This window comes from Pseudomonas sp. TH07 (assembly GCF_016651285.1).
GTDB lineage: Bacteria > Pseudomonadota > Gammaproteobacteria > Pseudomonadales > Pseudomonadaceae > Aquipseudomonas.
The window spans coordinates 6,085,867-6,102,121 of sequence record NZ_JAEKED010000001.1; the positions used below are offsets into that span (position 1 = coordinate 6,085,867).

A 16,255-nucleotide genomic window follows, 5' to 3' on the forward strand; every position below is an offset into this window, starting at 1 on the left:
TAGTTCTTTGCATATACTCAAACATCACTTTTGCGCATAACTGCAAACTGGTATCGTGCGCCGGCTCCGTTGGGAGTGCGCGGCCGTGCGCGCAGAATTGCTGAGGTGACCGCAGCCTCTCCGGTTACCTGATAAGCCTGAGAACAGGACCTATATGTACGTATACGACGAGTACGATCAGCGAATCATCGAGGACCGCGTCAAGCAGTTCCGTGATCAGACCCGACGCTATCTGGCAGGCGAGCTGAGCGAAGAAGAATTCCGCCCTCTGCGCTTGCAGAATGGCCTCTATATCCAACGTTTTGCCCCGATGCTGCGGGTCGCCGTGCCTTATGGCCAGCTGACTTCGCGCCAGACGCGAATGATGGCCAAGATCGCTCGCGACTACGACAAGGGCTATGCCCACATCAGTACCCGGCAGAACGTGCAGTTCAACTGGCCGGCCCTGGAAGACATCCCGGATATCCTGGCTGAGCTGGCCACCGTGCAGATGCACGCAATCCAGACCAGCGGCAACTGCCTGCGCAACGTCACCACCGACCAGTTCGCCGGCGTCGCTGCCGACGAAGTGATCGACCCGCGCCCCTGGTGCGAAATCGTCCGCCAGTGGACCACTTTCCACCCGGAATTCGCCTACCTGCCGCGCAAGTTCAAGATCGCCATCAACGGCTCGACCTCGGACCGCGCGGCCATCGAAGTCCACGACATCGGCCTGGAGCCGGTGTACAACGCCGCTGGCGAGCTGGGCTTCCGCGTACTGGTGGGTGGCGGCCTGGGCCGTACCCCGGTGGTCGGCGCCTTTATCAACGAGTTCCTGCCGTGGCAGGACCTGTTGAGCTACCTCGACGCGATCCTGCGGGTCTACAACCGCTATGGCCGTCGTGACAACAAGTACAAGGCGCGGATCAAGATCCTGGTCAAGGCCCTGACGCCTGAAGTCTTTGCGCAAAAAGTCGACGCAGAGATGGAACACCTGCGCGGTGGCCAGACCACCCTGACCGATGCCGAAGTGCATCGCGTGGCCAAACACTTCGTCGACCCGGACTACAAGGCCCTGGAAGACCAAACCGCCGAGCTGGCCGCACTCGACCAGCAGCACCCAGGCTTCGCCCGCTGGCGCACGCGCAACACCCTGGCCCACAAGAAGCCGGGCTATGTGGCGGTGACCCTGTCGCTGAAACCGACCGGCGTGGCCCCGGGTGACCTCACCGACAAACAGCTGGACGCCGTGGCCGACCTGGCCGACCGCTACAGCTTCGGTCAACTGCGCACCTCCCACGAGCAGAACATCATCCTGGCCGACGTTGAACAGAGCCAGTTGTTCGCCATGTGGGGTGAATTGCGTGAACGCGGTTTCGCCACGCCGAACATCGGCCTGCTGACCGACATCATCTGCTGCCCGGGCGGCGACTTCTGCTCCCTGGCCAACGCCAAGTCGATCCCGATCGCCGAATCCATCCAGCGTCGCTTCGACGACCTGGACTACCTGTTCGACATCGGCGAACTGGACCTGAACATCTCCGGGTGCATGAACGCCTGTGGTCACCACCACGTGGGCCACATCGGCATCCTTGGTGTCGACAAGAAAGGCGAAGAGTTCTATCAGGTGTCCCTGGGTGGCAGCGCCAGCCGCGATGCCAGCCTGGGCAAGATCCTCGGCCCGTCCTTCGCCCAGGACGCCATGCCGGATGTGATCTCCAAGCTGATCGACGTCTACGTGGAACAGCGTAACGAAGACGAGCGCTTTATCGACACCTACCAACGTATCGGTATCGACCTCTTCAAGGAGCGTGTCTATGCAGCGAATCATTAAGAACAACGAGGTCGTCGACGAAACCTGGCACTTGCTGCCCAAGGACGCGACCCTCGATGGCATCTCCAACTGCGACGACCTGATCGTGCCGCTGGCGTTGTGGCGCGAGCACGCTCACGCCCTCAAGGCCCGCGATGGCGGTCTGGGCGTGTGGCTGGACGCTGAAGAAGAAGCCGAGGAAATCGGTGATGACGTCGACCAGTTCCAGGTCATCGCCCTGAACTTCCCGGCCTTCACCGACGGACGCAACTACTCCAACGCCCGCCTGCTGCGTGACCGCTACGGTTATAAGGGCGAGTTGCGGGCCATCGGCGACGTGCTGCGCGATCAGCTGTTCTACCTGCACCGTTGCGGTTTCGATGCCTACGCCCTGCGCGCTGATAAAGACCCGTACGAAGCTCTGGAAAGCCTCAAGGACTTCTCGGTGACCTACCAGGCCGCCACCGACGAACCGCTGCCGCTGTTCCGTCGCCGCTAAACCTGGCGCATAAAAAAGCCCTGGACCGGGAAACCGGCTCAGGGCTTTTTTGTATCCGGCGCTGCAGGAAATGGCGGTGGCTGTTGCACCGCCCTCCGCGGTTTACCAGAAGCGTTGCTGAGTCAGGCGGCTCCACCAGGTCAGCAGCACGCGGTCAATGGAACCGCTGGCCGCCAGCCCCACGCGCTCCTGCAGGCTCTTGCGCTCGGCATAGTGCAGGTGGAACACCTCGGCGCTCTTGGCCTTGTCGGCCAGGTATTCGTCGCTGGTCTGCAACTCGTCCACCAGCAACTTCTCTTGCGCCGCCACGCCCAGCCAGACTTCGCCGGTGGCCACTTCATCGATGGCCAGTTGCGGGCGGTAGCGGGACACGAAGTTCTTGAACAGCTGGTGGGTGATGTCCAGGTCTTCCTGGAACTTCTCCCGGCCCTTCTCGGTGTTTTCGCCAAACACGGTCAGGGTGCGCTTGTATTCGCCGGCGGTCAGCACTTCAAAGTCGATGTCGTGCTTCTTCAACAGGCGGTTGACGTTGGGCAACTGCGCCACCACGCCAATCGAGCCGAGGATGGCGAACGGCGCGCTGATAATCTTCTCGCCGATGCACGCCATCATGTAGCCGCCGCTGGCCGCGACCTTGTCGATGCACACGGTCAAGGGCACGCCCGCCTGGCGGATACGCGCCAGTTGCGAGGACGCCAGGCCGTAGCTGTGAACCATGCCGCCGCCGCTTTCCAGGCGCAGCACCACTTCATCCTTGGGCGTGGCCAGGCTGAGCAAGGCGGTGATTTCGTGGCGCAGGCTTTCAGTGGCCGAGGCCTTGATGTCGCCATTGAAGTCCAGCACGAATACCCGGGACTTGGCCTCAGGCTGCTTCTTCAGTTTTTTCTGGTTTTTTTCGATCTTGCCCTGGGACTTGCGCAAGGCCTTGAGTTGGTCCTTGTCGAGCAGGCTCTGCTCCAGGCGCTCGCGCAGGCCCTTGTAAAAGTCATTGAGCTTGCTGACCTGCAACTGACCGGCCGACTTGCGCCGCCCTTTGCTGCGCAGGGCTGCCGCGGTGATCAGCACCACCAGGATCGCCACCACAAGGGTGACGGTTTTAGCCAGAAAACTTGCGTACTCCGCAATAAAATCCACAGCGACTCCTTAAACACCTATGCCGCTGCCAACGAGCGGCGTAATGGACGCCAGCATACCGACGCGGCCGGTCCACCACCAGCCGCGAAACCTTGTGTAACCAAGCTCCAACAATCATTTCAAACAAGCGTATGTTTTTTCATTGACAGCTCACCGGCATCCTCATAACCTCGCAAAACTTTCAACGTGCCGGGATGACGCGGACGTGGGCAGCATCTATTTGATTCGACATGGCCAGGCCTCCTTTGGTGCAGACGACTATGACGTTCTGTCGCCCAACGGTGTGCGCCAGGCGCAAGTGCTCGGCCAGCACCTGGCACAAATGGGCCTGAGCTTCGACCGCTGCCTGTCGGGCGACCTGCGCCGCCAGCAACACACTGCCAACGAAGCCCGCGAGCAAATGCTCGCCGCCGACCTGCCGACACCGGCCCTGGAGATCGACTCGGCCTTCAACGAGTTCGACGCCGACGCCATTATCCGCGCCCTGCTGCCCGACCTGCTGAGCCAGGAGCCGAACGCCCTGGAAACCCTGCGCAACGCCGCGCAGAACCGCGCCGAGTTCCAGCGCATCTTCGCCCTGATCATCGAGCGCTGGCTGGCCGGCACCTATGACCCACCGGGGCTGGAAAGCTGGCTGGGGTTTGTCGAGCGGGTCCAGGGCGGCCTGCAACGCATCCTCGAACAGGCCGACAATCGCGACAAGATCGCCGTGTTCACCTCCGGCGGCACCATTACCGCTCTGCTCCACCTGATTACCCGGATGCCTGCGCGGCAGGCCTTCGAACTGAATTGGCAAATCGTCAACACCTCGCTCAACCAGCTGAAGTTCCGCGGGCGCGAGGTGGCCCTGGCTTCCTTCAACGGTCATGCCCATCTGCAACTGTTGAAGGCCCCGGAACTCATCACTTTCCGATGAGCCCGGCTCACTGTGACCCTTGCTGTAATCACCCCAAGAAAAGGATCGAACCATGACCTCCGTAGCTGACGCCGTACAAGCCATGAAAGCCAAGTTCAACCCAGCTGCCGCCGCCGGCCTGGACCTGGTTTTCGGTTTCCGTATCGATGACACCAAGAACTTCTCGCTGATCGTCAAAGACAGCACCTGCGAGCTGCAAGAAGGCGAAAACCCTGACGCCCAGGTCACCCTGGTGATGGACGGCGAAACCCTGGACGGCATCGTCAGCGGCGAAACCGACGGCATGCAGGCCTTCATGGGCGGCAAACTGCGCGCTGAAGGCGACATGATGCTGGCCATGAAACTGAGCGAGCTGTTCCCAGCCTAAGACCCTCGCGGTCCGGTTGTACCCGAATCCCGCCCCTGTGGCGGGATTCGTCGTTTCTGGCCTCTGCCGATTAATGCATTGACCTGTAGCCACTGCCGCAGGCTCGGGCCGCGTTCGGACGCTGGCCAGGCGCGACGCCACAAATGCGCCTGATAAGTCACGGTGCCCAAACGGGCCAGCGTAGCCTCGTGCCTCGGCAGCGGCTACGGGGTTTGCGGGATGACCGTCGGGCACCTTGTTTGGCTGGCGGCACGCTTGATTGATCTCAGTCAGTTTCGGTTTTGCGCAGGTCTCTACTCTGGCGTCTCCATCACAGGCCAGGGACGGCTGATCGGAGCGACCCGCCGTGCCTATCACTCAAGGAAGAGTCACCCCATGGGATCACTGAAGATCATTCTGCTGTCCAGCGCCTTCAACGGCCTGACCCAACGAGCCTGGTTGAGCCTGCGCCAGGCCGGGCACCGCCCCAGCGTGGTGCTGTTCACCGACGAAGAGTCGGTCTGCCAACAGATCGAAGACGCCAACGCCGACCTGGTGATCTGTCCCTTTCTCAAGGACCGGGTGCCGCAGCGACTGTGGGCCAATACCCAACGGCCGCTGGTGATCATCCACCCGGGGATCGTTGGCGACCGTGGCGCCAGCGCCCTGGACTGGGCGATTACCAATGAGGTCAGCCGCTGGGGCGTCACGGCCCTGCAAGCGGTGGAAGAAATGGATGCCGGCCCGATCTGGTCGACCCACGAATTCACCCTGCCGGCCAACCTGCGTAAATCCGAGCTGTACAACGGCCTGATCAGCGACGCCGCGTTGCAGTGCATCGAGGACGTGGTGAAAAAATTCACCAGCGGCTTCACCCCGATCCCCCTGAACTACCTGGACCCCAACGTCCGTGGCCGCTTGCAGCCCAACATGAAGCAGAGCGACCGTACCTTCAGCTGGCACGACTGCGCGCGCTTCATCAAGCGCTCCATCGACGCCGCCGACGGCCAGCCAGGGGTGCTGGCGAGCCTGGCCGGCGGCCAGTACTACCTGTATGACGCCCACCTGGATGCACGCAGCGGTACACCCGGGGAACTGCTCGCCGTGCACGATGACGCCGTGCTGGTGGCCGCCGGCGACCACAGCCTGTGGATCGGCGCCCTCAAACCCAAGGCAGCACCCGGTGCCGAGACCTTCAAGCGCCCGGCGCGGCATGTACTGGCGCAGCATCTGGAGGGCCTGCCGCACCTGGACTGGTCAATCGAAAACTCGCCTTTGTGCAATGAGGCCTATCAGCCGATTCGCTATCGCGAGTCAGGCAATGTCGGCGAGCTGACCTTCGACTTCTACAACGGCGCCATGAGCACCGAACAATGCCAGCGCCTGACCCGCGCTCTGCGCTGGGCCAAGGCACAGAACACCCAGGTGCTGCTGATCAAGGGCGGACGTGGCGCCTTTTGCAACGGCGTGCACCTCAATGTGATCCAGGCCGCCCCCGTACCGGGCCTCGAAGCCTGGGCCAACATCCAGGCGATTGACGACGTCTGCCAGGAGCTGCTCAGCGCCCGGCAACTGGTGGTCTGCGGCTTGACCGGCAGCGCCGGTGCCGGCGGCCTGATGCTGGGGCTGGCGGCGGACATCGTCCTGGCTCGGTCCGACGTGGTGCTCAACCCGCATTACAAGACCATGGGCCTGTTCGGCTCCGAATACTGGACTTACAGCCTGCCCCGCGCCGTGGGCCAGGCCATGGCCCAGCGGCTCACCGAGGAATGCCTGCCCATCAGCACCCTCCAGGCCTTGGAGATGGGCATGGTGCAGGAGATCGGCCCGCGCTGCCCGGACGAGTTCGCCCTGTGGCTGCTGCAACGAGCCAACAGCGCCCTGAGCGATAGCCGCTACCAGGCCATCCGCGAGCGCAAGGCCCAGGCCGACCCGCAACTGATGCAGCACTGCCGCAATACCGAGTTGGAGGAAATGCACCAGGACATGGTGCACAACCGCAAAGGCTTCGCCGAAAAATGCGCGGCATTCGTCTACAAGCGCAAAACCTGCTGCACGCCGCAGCGCTTGATCGAAGACTGGGCGCACCCCCGGGAGGTGGCATTGGTGGGCTGAGCCGCCTGACCGCCGGCTTTCAATGCACCGCCAGGCCACGTAATATCGCCGCCTTTTTGTTGCCGCCCCACTGGGGCGGCAGCTGTTTGCCAGGAGGCGATATGCACGACATTCCCGGCCATTCCACGTGGCGCAGCATCGAAGAACAGACCCTGGGCTGGTCCAGCGATCGGATTTTTCACATCGTCGATGCACAGGGCCAGCACCTGCTCTTGCGCACCAGCGACGCCGCCCAGCACACCAGCAAGCACCACGAATTCCAGTGGACCCAACACCTGGCGGCACAGGGCATCGCCATGTCCCAGCCATTGGCCTTTGGCCTGTTTGATTCAGGGCGCCAGGTCTACTCGCTGTTGTCGTGGATCGAAGGCCAGGATGGCGCGCACTGGGTTGCCGAGCGTCCGGCCGCTGCCTGTCATGAACTGGGCCTGCAAGCCGGTCGGATACTCCAGCAGATACACAGCGTTGCTGTGCCTCCAGGCACCGAGAACGCCGAACAGCAGATGCGTGCCCTCTACCTTAAAAAGCTCGAGCAGTACCGGAGCTGCGGCTATCAAGTGGCCCATGAGCAAGACTTCCTGCCATTTATCGAGCAGCACTTTCATCTGCTGGCAGACGCGCCGCGGGTGTTTCTGCACGGCGACTATCACCTGAACAACATGATCGTGGGCGCCGATGACCAATTGTCGATCATCGATTTCAACCGCTGTCGTCTCGGCGATCCGGCGCGAGACTTCAACAGGCTGGCGCTGTTTTCCTGCAACCTCAGCAGCGACTTCGCCCGCGGCCAGATCGACGGCTACTGCGCGGGTAAGGCCGACCCTGGGTTCTTCACCCGCATGGCGTTCTACGTCGCGTTCGATACCTTCTTCAGCGTGATCTGGGCCATGGCCTTCGGCGAAGAGCAAATCCACGCCAGCCTGCAACGCACGCAAAAGGTCTGGGAGGACTTCGCCGGTTTTTCCAGTGTTGTGCCTCGCTGGTACGGCCAATAAGCGCCACATCCGCTGCGGCCATGACCCGGTCGCACCCGTTTTTTTGATCGCAGAGAAGAAAACAGCTGCTATGGTTTTGCCCGGCGCAGGGCTTTGAGCACGAAAGACGCCATTGGAAAATCTTAAGGAATGAGAGTGAACGCCAAGCTTAAAGAAACAGAAAAAGCCCAGGAAACCACCGGTAAGAGCCCGATCGCCTGGGGCATGATCGGCTCGGTGATCCTGGCCATCACCACCCCGTTCTTCTACTTGAACGGCAAGGCTTACCACGACGGATACCTGGGCTACTTCCAGCTGGAAACCTCGATGTTTCCCATGGACACCTCCAGCACCTTCGTCACCGCGGTGCTGGCCTGGTATCACGCCATGACCAATGGCTTGAAAGGCAGTTTTGAATTCATCGGGCAGCACTGGCTATGGGCAACCCTGGTCTGCGTGCTGACCATTGTGGTGTTCGGTGGCTTCAACTACCTAATCGCCAAGCTCACCAAAACGCTCAATGATAAAAAGCAGCCGAGCAAGCAGCAGGCCACCACCCCCGCGCCGTCCTTATTGAAAGAGATGGGCAAATGCGCGCTGTATATCTTCATCCCGAGCTACGGCCTGTTTGTCGCGATGTTTTTTATCTCGTTCATCCTGATGATCACCATCACCCCTTTTTCATTGATCGGTAAGGATTCAGCCGCCGACGATCTGAAAGACGGCTTCAAGAACTCGCCACTGGTGACCGTCAATGACCCCGATGGGCACAAAGGCACTTACCGGGTCATGCAGTGCTCGACCTCGTTCTGCGCGCTGTACGCCGATGGCAAGGCGATCACGGTTCCGGTCGCGACCCTGAATTGGGTAGTGTCGGATGTCTCGAAAAAACTGGAGGAGGTGCAAGCGAAATAACCGCTGCGCCTCCATCACCGCCGTTGCTGCCACTCAGGTTGCAGCAACAGCGCCACCAACGCCGTCCACCCCGTCTGATGGGAGGCCCCCAGGCCGCGTCCGGTTTCGCCATGGAAGTATTCATGGAACAGCACCAGGTCACGATCGATCGGGTCAGCCTGCAATTGCGGGTAGCCGCACATGGAGGGCCGCAGCCCGTCCTCATCACGCAGGAACAAACGGGTCAGGCGCTGGCTCAGGCCGTCAGCGACCTCTTTGAGCGACGCCAGGTAGCCTGACCCGCTGGGGTACTCCACAGAAAAGTTCTGGTCGTAGTAGCGGTGAAACTCGCGCAAGGCTTCGATCAACATGTAGTTGATCGGCATCCACAGCGGCCCGCGCCAGTTGGAGTTACCGCCGTACAGCCGCGAGTCGGACTCGGCCGGAACATAGCGCGCGTATAACGGGTTGCCATTGACCTGCAACTCAAACGGCTGCTCGGCGAAGGCCTTGGACAGCGAGCGAACGCCGAACTCACTGAGAAATTCCGCCTCATCCAGCATGCGCTTGAGCAAATCCTTGGTCCGCTCCCCACGCAGCAGCGCCAGGAGCATGCGGTTGCCCTCCCCCGGCTCGGTCCAGCGCGACACCAGGCTGGCGAGGTCCGGCCGATGGCGCATAAAGCCCAGCAAGCGCTCACGCAGCCCCGGCAGCCCTTCGTGTTCGTGCTGCTCCAGCACCTGCACCGCGAACAGCGGCATCAAGCCGACGATGGAGCGCAAGCGCAGAGGTTCGCTGAGCCCGTCCGGGTGCTGCAACACGTCGTAGAAAAACTGGTCCTGTTCGTCCCACAGGCCTTCGGCGGCGGCGTCGACGCGGTTGATGGCGCCAGCGATATACAGGAAGTGTTCAAAGAACTTCACCGCGATATCGACGTACACCGGGTTGCGTTTGGCCAGTTCCAGGGCGATGCGCATCAGGTCCAGGGCGTAGGCCGCGACCCAGGCCGTGCCATCGGCCTGATCCAGGGTGTAGCCCGGCGGCAACGCCGCCGAGCGGTCGAACAGGCCGATATTGTCCAGGCCGAGAAAGCCCCCCTGGAACAGGTTGCGGCCTTCGGCGTCCTTGCGGTTGACCCACCACGAGAAATTAAGCAGCAGCTTGTGGAAGATCCGCTCGAGAAAATCCAGGTCACCTTCGCCGGTCAGCGCCTTGTCCTGCTGGTACACGCGCCAGCTGGCCCAGGCGTGCACCGGCGGGTTGGCATCGTCAAAGCGCCATTCATAGGCCGGCAACTGGCCATTGGGGTGCATAAAGCGGTCTTTGACCAATAGCAGCAACTGGTGCTTGGCAAACCCGGGGTCGATCAGGGCAAAGGCTACCGCCTGGAACCCCAGGTCCCAGGAGGCGTACCAGGGGTATTCCCAGGTGTCGGGCATCGACACGATGTCGAAGTTGGCCAGGTGCCGCCAGTGGCTGTTGCGCAAATGCTCGCGCTCGGGCGGCGGTGGCGGCTGGCCGGGATCGCCGTCGAGCCATTGCTTGACGTCGAAGTAATACAGCTGCTTGGACCACAGCAAGCCGGCCAGGGCCTGGCGTTGCACGTTGCGCGCATCTTGGTCGAGGCCGGCTTGCAGGGCCGCGTAGAAATCATCGGCCTCGGACCGACAACGCTCGAACACCTGGCGGGCACTGACCGGCTCGGCGCCTGCCAGGGCAAAGCGCAGGTAGACACTTTTGCTCTCGCCGGCACCCAGGGCCAGGCTGAAATGCGCGGCGACCCGTGTGCCCGCGTCCCGGGCGATGGCGTTGGCCACGCCGCCCACCAGGTAATCGTTGAAGCCATCCTTGAACGGCCCCGGCGCAGCCAGCCCGTCGAGCCTGGGGAAGTTGCTGTCGTTGTTGCAGAACAGCCACTGGCAGGGCTCGGGGCCCCAGGCAGTGACTTGGCGCTCGGGTAATTGCGGGTGGCGCGCCAGCACGCGCTCGCCCTCCAGTATCAGGCTCGGCCGGCGCGGATCGTCGCCCCAACTCCAGCTATTGCGCGCCCACACTTGGGGCAGCACGTGCAGCCGCGCGGGCTGATCGGCACGATTGTGCACCGTGACCCGCATAAACAGGTCGTCGGCCTGGTGCTTGGCGTATTCCACCGTCACGTCGAAGTAGCGCTGGTCTTCAAAGACGCCGGTATCCAGGATCTCGTACTCGGCATCGCCCAGGCCGCGCCGGGCGTTTTCGCGCACCAGGTCGTCATAGGGGAAGGCCGCCTGGGGGTACTTGTAGAGCATGCGCATATAGGCATGGCTGGGCACGCCGTCGAGGTAGAAATACAGCTCCTTGACGTCCTCGCCGTGATTGCCTTCGGCGTTGTTCAGGCCGAACAGCCGCTCCTTGAGAATGCTGTCGTGCTCATTCCACAGCGCCAGCCCCAGGCACCAGTGCTGGGCCTTGTCGGAGAACCCGGCGAGGCCGTCCTCGCCCCAGCGATAGGCCCGACTGCGCGCGTGGTCATGGGGCAGGTAGCGCCAGGCGTCGCCATCGGCGCTGTAGTCCTCGCGCACCGTGCCCCACTGCCGCTCACTCAAGTAAGGCCCCCATTCGCGCCAGTGGCCCGCCTCGGCGCCTTGCAGGCGCTGGCCTTCAACCGTGTCGAGAATGCTCGCTGCTGGTTTTGCCGTCATGGGGGTGTCCGTGGCCATGGGAATGAGCTGCAGTGTAGGAGCTGCCAGGGGGCCTGGGGCATGACAAATGTTTCATGGTGCGAGCATCCGTCACGCTCAAAACGGCTGTAGAACCCCATTGCAGAGCCTTTTTATTAAATTTACCGACCCTGGTTCGTTATAATCGGCAACCCTTTTATGACAGTGCGATGTTGATGATGTGCAGTTGCAAAGCGTTTTTTACCGGTGCCCTACTCAGCCTGCTGGCCTGCTCGGCCCAGGCCGCCAGCCTTGACCTGAGCTACCCGCAGCCGCCGCTGGCAGAGGCCACGACCGCGGCGCCAGCACCCGAACCCACTGCGCCGACACTGAAGTTGCAGTTCAAGGCCCCGATCAGTGTCGAACACCGTTGCAGCGGGCAATGCAGTTACGAGACCGATATCAATCAGCTGCATGACCGCGAAACCCGCCAGACCTCGCGCATCGGCTTCGACTGAGGCCGGGCGTTGAACCTCCGGCGTGCTTGATTCACACTCGCGCTCCTGAGTCCTACAGCAATCTCAGAAATTCCTGTCGTGCCAGTGCCTTGTCCCGTTCCTGGGGGCGTGCCTATAGTCCTGCGTCGTCCTGATGACGATCGGGTTTGGCGACCCTATGACCGTGTGCGAGAGCCCTGCGCTTGTTTGCAGGGCTTTTCGCATCTGTAACGCTGCCTTATGGCGGCTGTACGCGGGAGACCTTCGGGTCTGCCGGCTCCGCGGTCCCGGTTCGCCAACCTGCGTACAGCTGCCACCCTTCGTTTGGCGACGATCGAGTGGCGCTCCTAACCGACCGAGGCGTTACTTATGAACAGATACATGCCGATCACCGGCCACGACTGCACCATCCCTTCCCTGCTGATCGATACCCAGGCCCCTGCCGATGTGCTGTACGAAGCGGCCGCCTATCGCATCCGCGCCGTCACTCAACTGCTGGAAAACTTCGCCGCGCGGCCCGATATCCCCGGCGATGCCGTGGTACTGCAAGAGCTGGCACTGGTCTGCGCCATTCCGTTGCGCGATGGCTGTGATGTGCTGGATGTATTGGGGCGCCAGCTGCGGGCACAGCCTCTTCAACCCTGACACATACCCCCCGTAGGAGCCGGCTTGCCGGCTCCTACGGCTGAACAAGGTCATCAGGGCAGCGCCACGGATAATGGTTGGGCACGGGTGGAGACGCTACAGTCAAATCATCGGCAACCCGACTGACGCCCGGCCCAAGGATGCGTTCGATGACTGATCTGCACGAGCTCCAAGCCTCCCAACTGCTGGCCCAGTTCGCCGGCCGCACCCTGTCTCCCCTGGACTATTACGAGCATCTGCTGGCCCATATCGAGCGCTGGGAGCCGCATATCCGCGCGCTCTACGCCTTCGATCCGCAGCAGGTGCTCCAGCAGGCCCGGGCCTCCACCGAGCGCTGGCACAAGGGTTCGCCCCAGGGTCCGCTGGACGGGGTGCCGGTCACGATCAAGGAGCTGATTGCCACCCGGGGCACGCCAATTCCCCTGGGCAGCGCCGCCACCCTGCTCAAGCCTGCCGTGCAGGATGCGCCGCCAGCCGCGCGGATGCGCGAAGCCGGGGCAATCATTCTGGCCAAGACCACGGTGCCGGATTTCGGCATGTTGTCTTCCGGGTTGTCGAGTTTCCATGGCATCACCCGCAACCCCTGGAACCGCGCCTGCAACCCCGGCGGCTCCAGTTCCGGGGCGGGCGCCGCGGCCGCAGCCGGATACGGGCCGCTGCATATCGGCACCGATATCGGCGGTTCGGTGCGCCTGCCCGCCGCCTGGTGCGGCCTGGTGGGGTTCAAGCCGACCCTGGGGCGGATTCCCATCGACCCTTATTACACCGGGCGCTGTGCCGGGCCCATGACCCGCAGCGTGGATGACGCGGTGCTGATGATGCGCTACCTGGCCCGGCCCGATGCCCGCGATGCCACCAGCCTGCCGCCGCTGGCCAGCGACTGGAGCGACCAGCCACTGTCGGTCCATGGCCTGAAGATCGGCCTGATGCTGGAACCTGGCGCCGGGCTGCAACCGGAAGGCTTTGTCTGCGAGGCGGTGCAGGGCGCCGCGCGGTTGTTCGAACGCCACGGGGCCCAGGTGCGGACCCTGGCGCCGATCATGGACCGCGCCCAACTGGATGGCCTCGATCGCTTCTGGCGGGCCCGGCAATGGGCGGAACTGTCGGCCCTGGGCGCGGAGCAGTTGGCCAGGGTACTGCCCTATATTCGCGACTGGGCGGCACCGGGGGCCGATCTTTCAGGGGTTGAGGCGGTCCGGGGCTTTAACCAGACCTTCGAGATGCGCCGCCGCGCCGCCCAGGTGTTCAGCGAGTTCGACCTGGTGCTGTCGCTGACCAACCAGGTCAACAGCTTTCCCGCCGAGTGGCCGTCTCCCACCAACAATCCGCAACAGCCGTTCGAGCACATCGTCTTCACCCTGCCCTGGAACATGGGCGAACAACCGGCGCTGTCGATCAACTGCGGCTTCAGCGCCGAGGGCTTGCCCATCGGCCTGCAGATGATCGCCCCGCGCTTTGCCGATCAATGGCTGCTGCAAGTGGCCAAGACCTATGAGGGGTGGCGCGGCGCGATCCAGGGCTGGCCCAACCCGCCGTCTCGCTGACACGACCCGCGTCGCGCTCCTGGGGATCAGTCCGGCGAGGCTCGGCACACGGGCGGGCTATCCGGTGAAGGCAGGAAGCAACGGGCGGTCAGCCAGCAGGTGACGGCAGCGGCCAGCCAGAGCAGGAGCACGCCCGGCAGGTAGTCCACGTAGCGTGCGCGCTCGATGCCATTGACCACGGCCCGGATAAACAGCAGGACCCAGCCTGTCACCGTCACGCTGCCGATCAACGCCAAGGCGTTGCAACTGAAGGCTGAACGCCTGACCTTCAGCAGGACCACCCCCAGGGCCAGGGCAAACATCGGCAGGAGAAACACCAGAAACGCCACCAGTGGTGTCAGCAGCGGCATCAGCAGGATTTCACCGCCCCTGACCTCGCCGATCAGCCGTGGATGAGTCGCCAGGTGGGCCACCAGCAGCCCGCTATTGACCAGGCCGGCGATAAAACCCGGTATCAGCGGGCACAGCAGGAAGGCCATGAACACCTTGCCCCGCGGGTAGCTCGCTTGCGTCATGGAGCACCTCAGCGTGTCATCAGCGAATGACATACAGATCGACCCGTCCAGCCTTCTTTCTGGTCCGTTCTTCGTAGCCGGCATCGCCCTTGAGCAGGCTGGAAAAGCGCTCGGCCATGGCCTCCACGTTGTGTGCGAAGCGCTCGGGTATCAGGCTCAGCACATCTTCCAGTTCGCAGCACTCGAGAATCAGCTGCGGCAGCTCGGGCCCCAGGCCCTTGTGCTGCAAGGTATGAGCGGTGCGTGGAGAAAACAGCAGGCGCTCGGCCTCCTCCAGGTCAATGGCTTCATCCTGCACCGCGCGCAACAAACCCAATGCCAGGGCACACACCAGCCGGGTGGCCTCCTCCGGCTCCAGGGCCTCAATCGCCAATGCCACGGTCTTTTCCATCGGTTGCTCCCTGCAGTGCGCTCAAAGCCGTGGATTGTCCCCGAGGTCGCCACCCCGGTTCAACTGCGCCGAACCCTCTGGGGCGGGCTTGAGACCCTGGTAGCCCTCGGGCGTTTGCCCTGCCCATTGGCTGGATAGCCAGCCGGCGGCTACGCTGCTGCCGATAAAAACAACAACGGGAACAGGGCCATGCGAGACACCACCGAACATTTTCGCCAACAGTACCGTGCGACCGTCAGCCCGCGTTACAACCCGTGGCTGCACGGCGGTTTTGTGTTGGGCTACGGCGTGCTGTGCATCGCCCTGCTGGCCGGCACGCTGGAGCAGGTGCAGCCTCTGGAATGGCTGACGCTGCCCCTGGGACTGGTGTTTTTCAACCTGTGCATCTACGTCGTGCACCGCTGGCTGGGGCATCACAAACAGGCCTTTGCCCGGCTGTTCTATAAGCGGCATACCGGCGACCACCACAGCTTTTTTGTCCCGGGGCAGATGACCTACGACGGCGCACGCGACTGGCGGGTGATCCTGTTTCCGGCCTGGCTGATCGTGTTCCACAGCCTGCTGTTCGCCCTGCCCCTGTGGTGGCTGATGCGCCCGTTCAACGCCAATGTCGCGGCACTGTTTGCCGCTGCGATGCTGATCGGCTACCTGGCCTATGAGTGGTTTCACGCTTGCGAGCACTTGCCCGCCGAGCACCCGCTGGCGCGCCTGCCGTGGATTCGCCAGATGCGCCGCCTGCACGAGCTGCACCATCGCCGCGAGCTGATGCAGCGGCGTAATTTCAACATTGTCCTGCCGTTGATGGATTACCTGTTCGGCACCCTGTACTGGGAGCCCGAACCCATTGCCGCCGAGCCCCGGAGCCTGCCCATGACCCGCATGCAGCATCAGATCGACATACCCCGCAGCGTCGTCCCGACCCTGGCCTACGCCAGCAGCGCGAGCCGCTGGCCGGAGTGGCATCCGTCGTCGCTCACGGTCGAAGGCCCGAGCGGCCCGCTGTACGCCGGAGCACGGTTCGAGGAGGAGATTCATGCCGGCGGGCGCAGCGGGCACCTGAGCTGGCAGGTCGGCGAATACCTGCCGGGCCAGCGCTGGAGCGCCCGGGCCCGTGGCGACCATGGCCTGGAGTTGCAGGTGACCTACGAATGTCAGGCGCTGGACACCGGCCACACGCGGTTTGTGCGGACCCTGGAGTATGGTTTCAGCGGGTGGCTGATGCGCCTGGGCAATCAGCTGTTATTCAAGCGACGGATCGAGCGCGAATCTTCGGACTCGTTGCTGGCATTGTGCGAAATGGCGCAACAGGCCATTCCCCCGAGCCTCGCCGCCGCGTACACCGCCGACTGATATC

At 63.0% G+C, this 16,255-nt stretch carries 15 protein-coding genes; 11 read left to right on the forward strand and 4 right to left on the reverse strand.

Annotated elements, in window-relative coordinates:
• Window positions 1–154 precede the first annotated feature (154 nt).
• Together JFU57_RS27755 and JFU57_RS27760 are read left to right on the forward strand one after the other, a co-directional pair.
• Window positions 155–1,813, forward strand: coding sequence for a nitrite/sulfite reductase (locus tag JFU57_RS27755; protein WP_078468745.1), 1,659 nt, complete (start codon window positions 155–157; stop codon window positions 1,811–1,813).
• Window positions 1,797–2,291, forward strand: coding sequence for a DUF934 domain-containing protein (locus tag JFU57_RS27760; RefSeq protein ID WP_020296903.1), 495 nt, complete (start codon window positions 1,797–1,799; stop codon window positions 2,289–2,291). The genes JFU57_RS27755 and JFU57_RS27760 overlap by 17 nt, the downstream gene beginning before the upstream one ends.
• A gap of 102 nt (window positions 2,292–2,393) precedes the next feature.
• Here JFU57_RS27760 and sohB read toward each other — a convergent pair whose 3' ends face one another.
• Window positions 2,394–3,425, reverse strand: a complete 1,032-nt coding sequence (gene sohB / locus JFU57_RS27765; protein ID WP_020296904.1) for a protease SohB — start codon at window positions 3,423–3,425, stop codon at window positions 2,394–2,396.
• A gap of 205 nt (window positions 3,426–3,630) precedes the next feature.
• On the opposite strand from sohB, the gene JFU57_RS27770 reads away from it, so the two are divergent.
• The 5 genes from JFU57_RS27770 to JFU57_RS27790 all read left to right on the forward strand — a co-directional run bounded on the left by JFU57_RS27770 (window position 3,631) and on the right by JFU57_RS27790 (window position 8,691).
• Window positions 3,631–4,341 (forward strand): histidine phosphatase family protein, encoded by a 711-nt coding sequence (locus tag JFU57_RS27770; RefSeq protein WP_078468743.1) that lies wholly within the window; start codon window positions 3,631–3,633, stop codon window positions 4,339–4,341.
• Window positions 4,342–4,393: 52 nt separating this feature from the next.
• A complete protein-coding gene (locus JFU57_RS27775; protein WP_020296906.1) occupies window positions 4,394–4,708 on the forward strand; it encodes an SCP2 sterol-binding domain-containing protein in 315 nt (104 codons plus the stop codon).
• A 375-nt stretch (window positions 4,709–5,083) separates the two neighbouring features.
• Window positions 5,084–6,802 (forward strand): hydrogenase maturation protein, encoded by a 1,719-nt coding sequence (locus JFU57_RS27780; RefSeq protein WP_201131504.1) that lies wholly within the window; start codon window positions 5,084–5,086, stop codon window positions 6,800–6,802.
• 101 nt (window positions 6,803–6,903) lie between these two features.
• Window positions 6,904–7,797: an aminoglycoside phosphotransferase family protein gene (locus tag JFU57_RS27785; RefSeq protein ID WP_201131505.1), complete on the forward strand. Its 894-nt coding sequence runs from the start codon at window positions 6,904–6,906 to the stop codon at window positions 7,795–7,797.
• A gap of 135 nt (window positions 7,798–7,932) precedes the next feature.
• Complete coding sequence (locus tag JFU57_RS27790) at window positions 7,933–8,691, forward strand: hypothetical protein (RefSeq protein ID WP_201131506.1); 759 nt, start codon at window positions 7,933–7,935, stop codon at window positions 8,689–8,691.
• Window positions 8,692–8,705: 14 nt separating this feature from the next.
• On the opposite strand, the gene JFU57_RS27795 is transcribed toward JFU57_RS27790, so the two are convergent.
• Complete coding sequence (locus JFU57_RS27795) at window positions 8,706–11,351, reverse strand: MGH1-like glycoside hydrolase domain-containing protein (RefSeq protein WP_201131507.1); 2,646 nt, start codon at window positions 11,349–11,351, stop codon at window positions 8,706–8,708.
• Between the two features lie 188 nt (window positions 11,352–11,539).
• Here JFU57_RS27795 and JFU57_RS27800 point away from each other — a divergent pair, with 188 nt between their 5' ends.
• The 3 genes from JFU57_RS27800 (at window position 11,540) to JFU57_RS27810 (ending at window position 13,995) form a co-directional block, all read left to right on the forward strand.
• The gene (locus tag JFU57_RS27800; RefSeq protein ID WP_242487502.1) at window positions 11,540–11,827 is read left to right on the forward strand and encodes a hypothetical protein; all 288 of its coding nucleotides are present in this window, start codon (window positions 11,540–11,542) and stop codon (window positions 11,825–11,827) included.
• Between the two features lie 348 nt (window positions 11,828–12,175).
• Window positions 12,176–12,451: a hypothetical protein gene (locus JFU57_RS27805; protein ID WP_201131508.1), complete on the forward strand. Its 276-nt coding sequence runs from the start codon at window positions 12,176–12,178 to the stop codon at window positions 12,449–12,451.
• A gap of 149 nt (window positions 12,452–12,600) precedes the next feature.
• Window positions 12,601–13,995 carry an amidase gene (locus tag JFU57_RS27810; RefSeq protein WP_201131509.1) on the forward strand — a complete coding sequence of 465 codons (1,395 nt, stop codon included), beginning with the start codon at window positions 12,601–12,603 and terminating at the stop codon, window positions 13,993–13,995.
• A gap of 26 nt (window positions 13,996–14,021) precedes the next feature.
• Here JFU57_RS27810 and JFU57_RS27815 read toward each other — a convergent pair whose 3' ends face one another.
• Window positions 14,022–14,510 carry a hypothetical protein gene (locus JFU57_RS27815; protein ID WP_201131510.1) on the reverse strand — a complete coding sequence of 163 codons (489 nt, stop codon included), beginning with the start codon at window positions 14,508–14,510 and terminating at the stop codon, window positions 14,022–14,024.
• A 19-nt stretch (window positions 14,511–14,529) separates the two neighbouring features.
• A complete protein-coding gene (locus JFU57_RS27820) occupies window positions 14,530–14,901 on the reverse strand; it encodes a DUF3969 family protein (RefSeq protein WP_078468735.1) in 372 nt (123 codons plus the stop codon).
• Window positions 14,902–15,090: 189 nt separating this feature from the next.
• Between JFU57_RS27820 and JFU57_RS27825 the strand changes: the two genes are divergently transcribed.
• A complete protein-coding gene (locus JFU57_RS27825; RefSeq protein ID WP_201131511.1) occupies window positions 15,091–16,251 on the forward strand; it encodes an SRPBCC family protein in 1,161 nt (386 codons plus the stop codon).
• The last annotated feature ends 4 nt before the right edge of the window (window positions 16,252–16,255 follow it).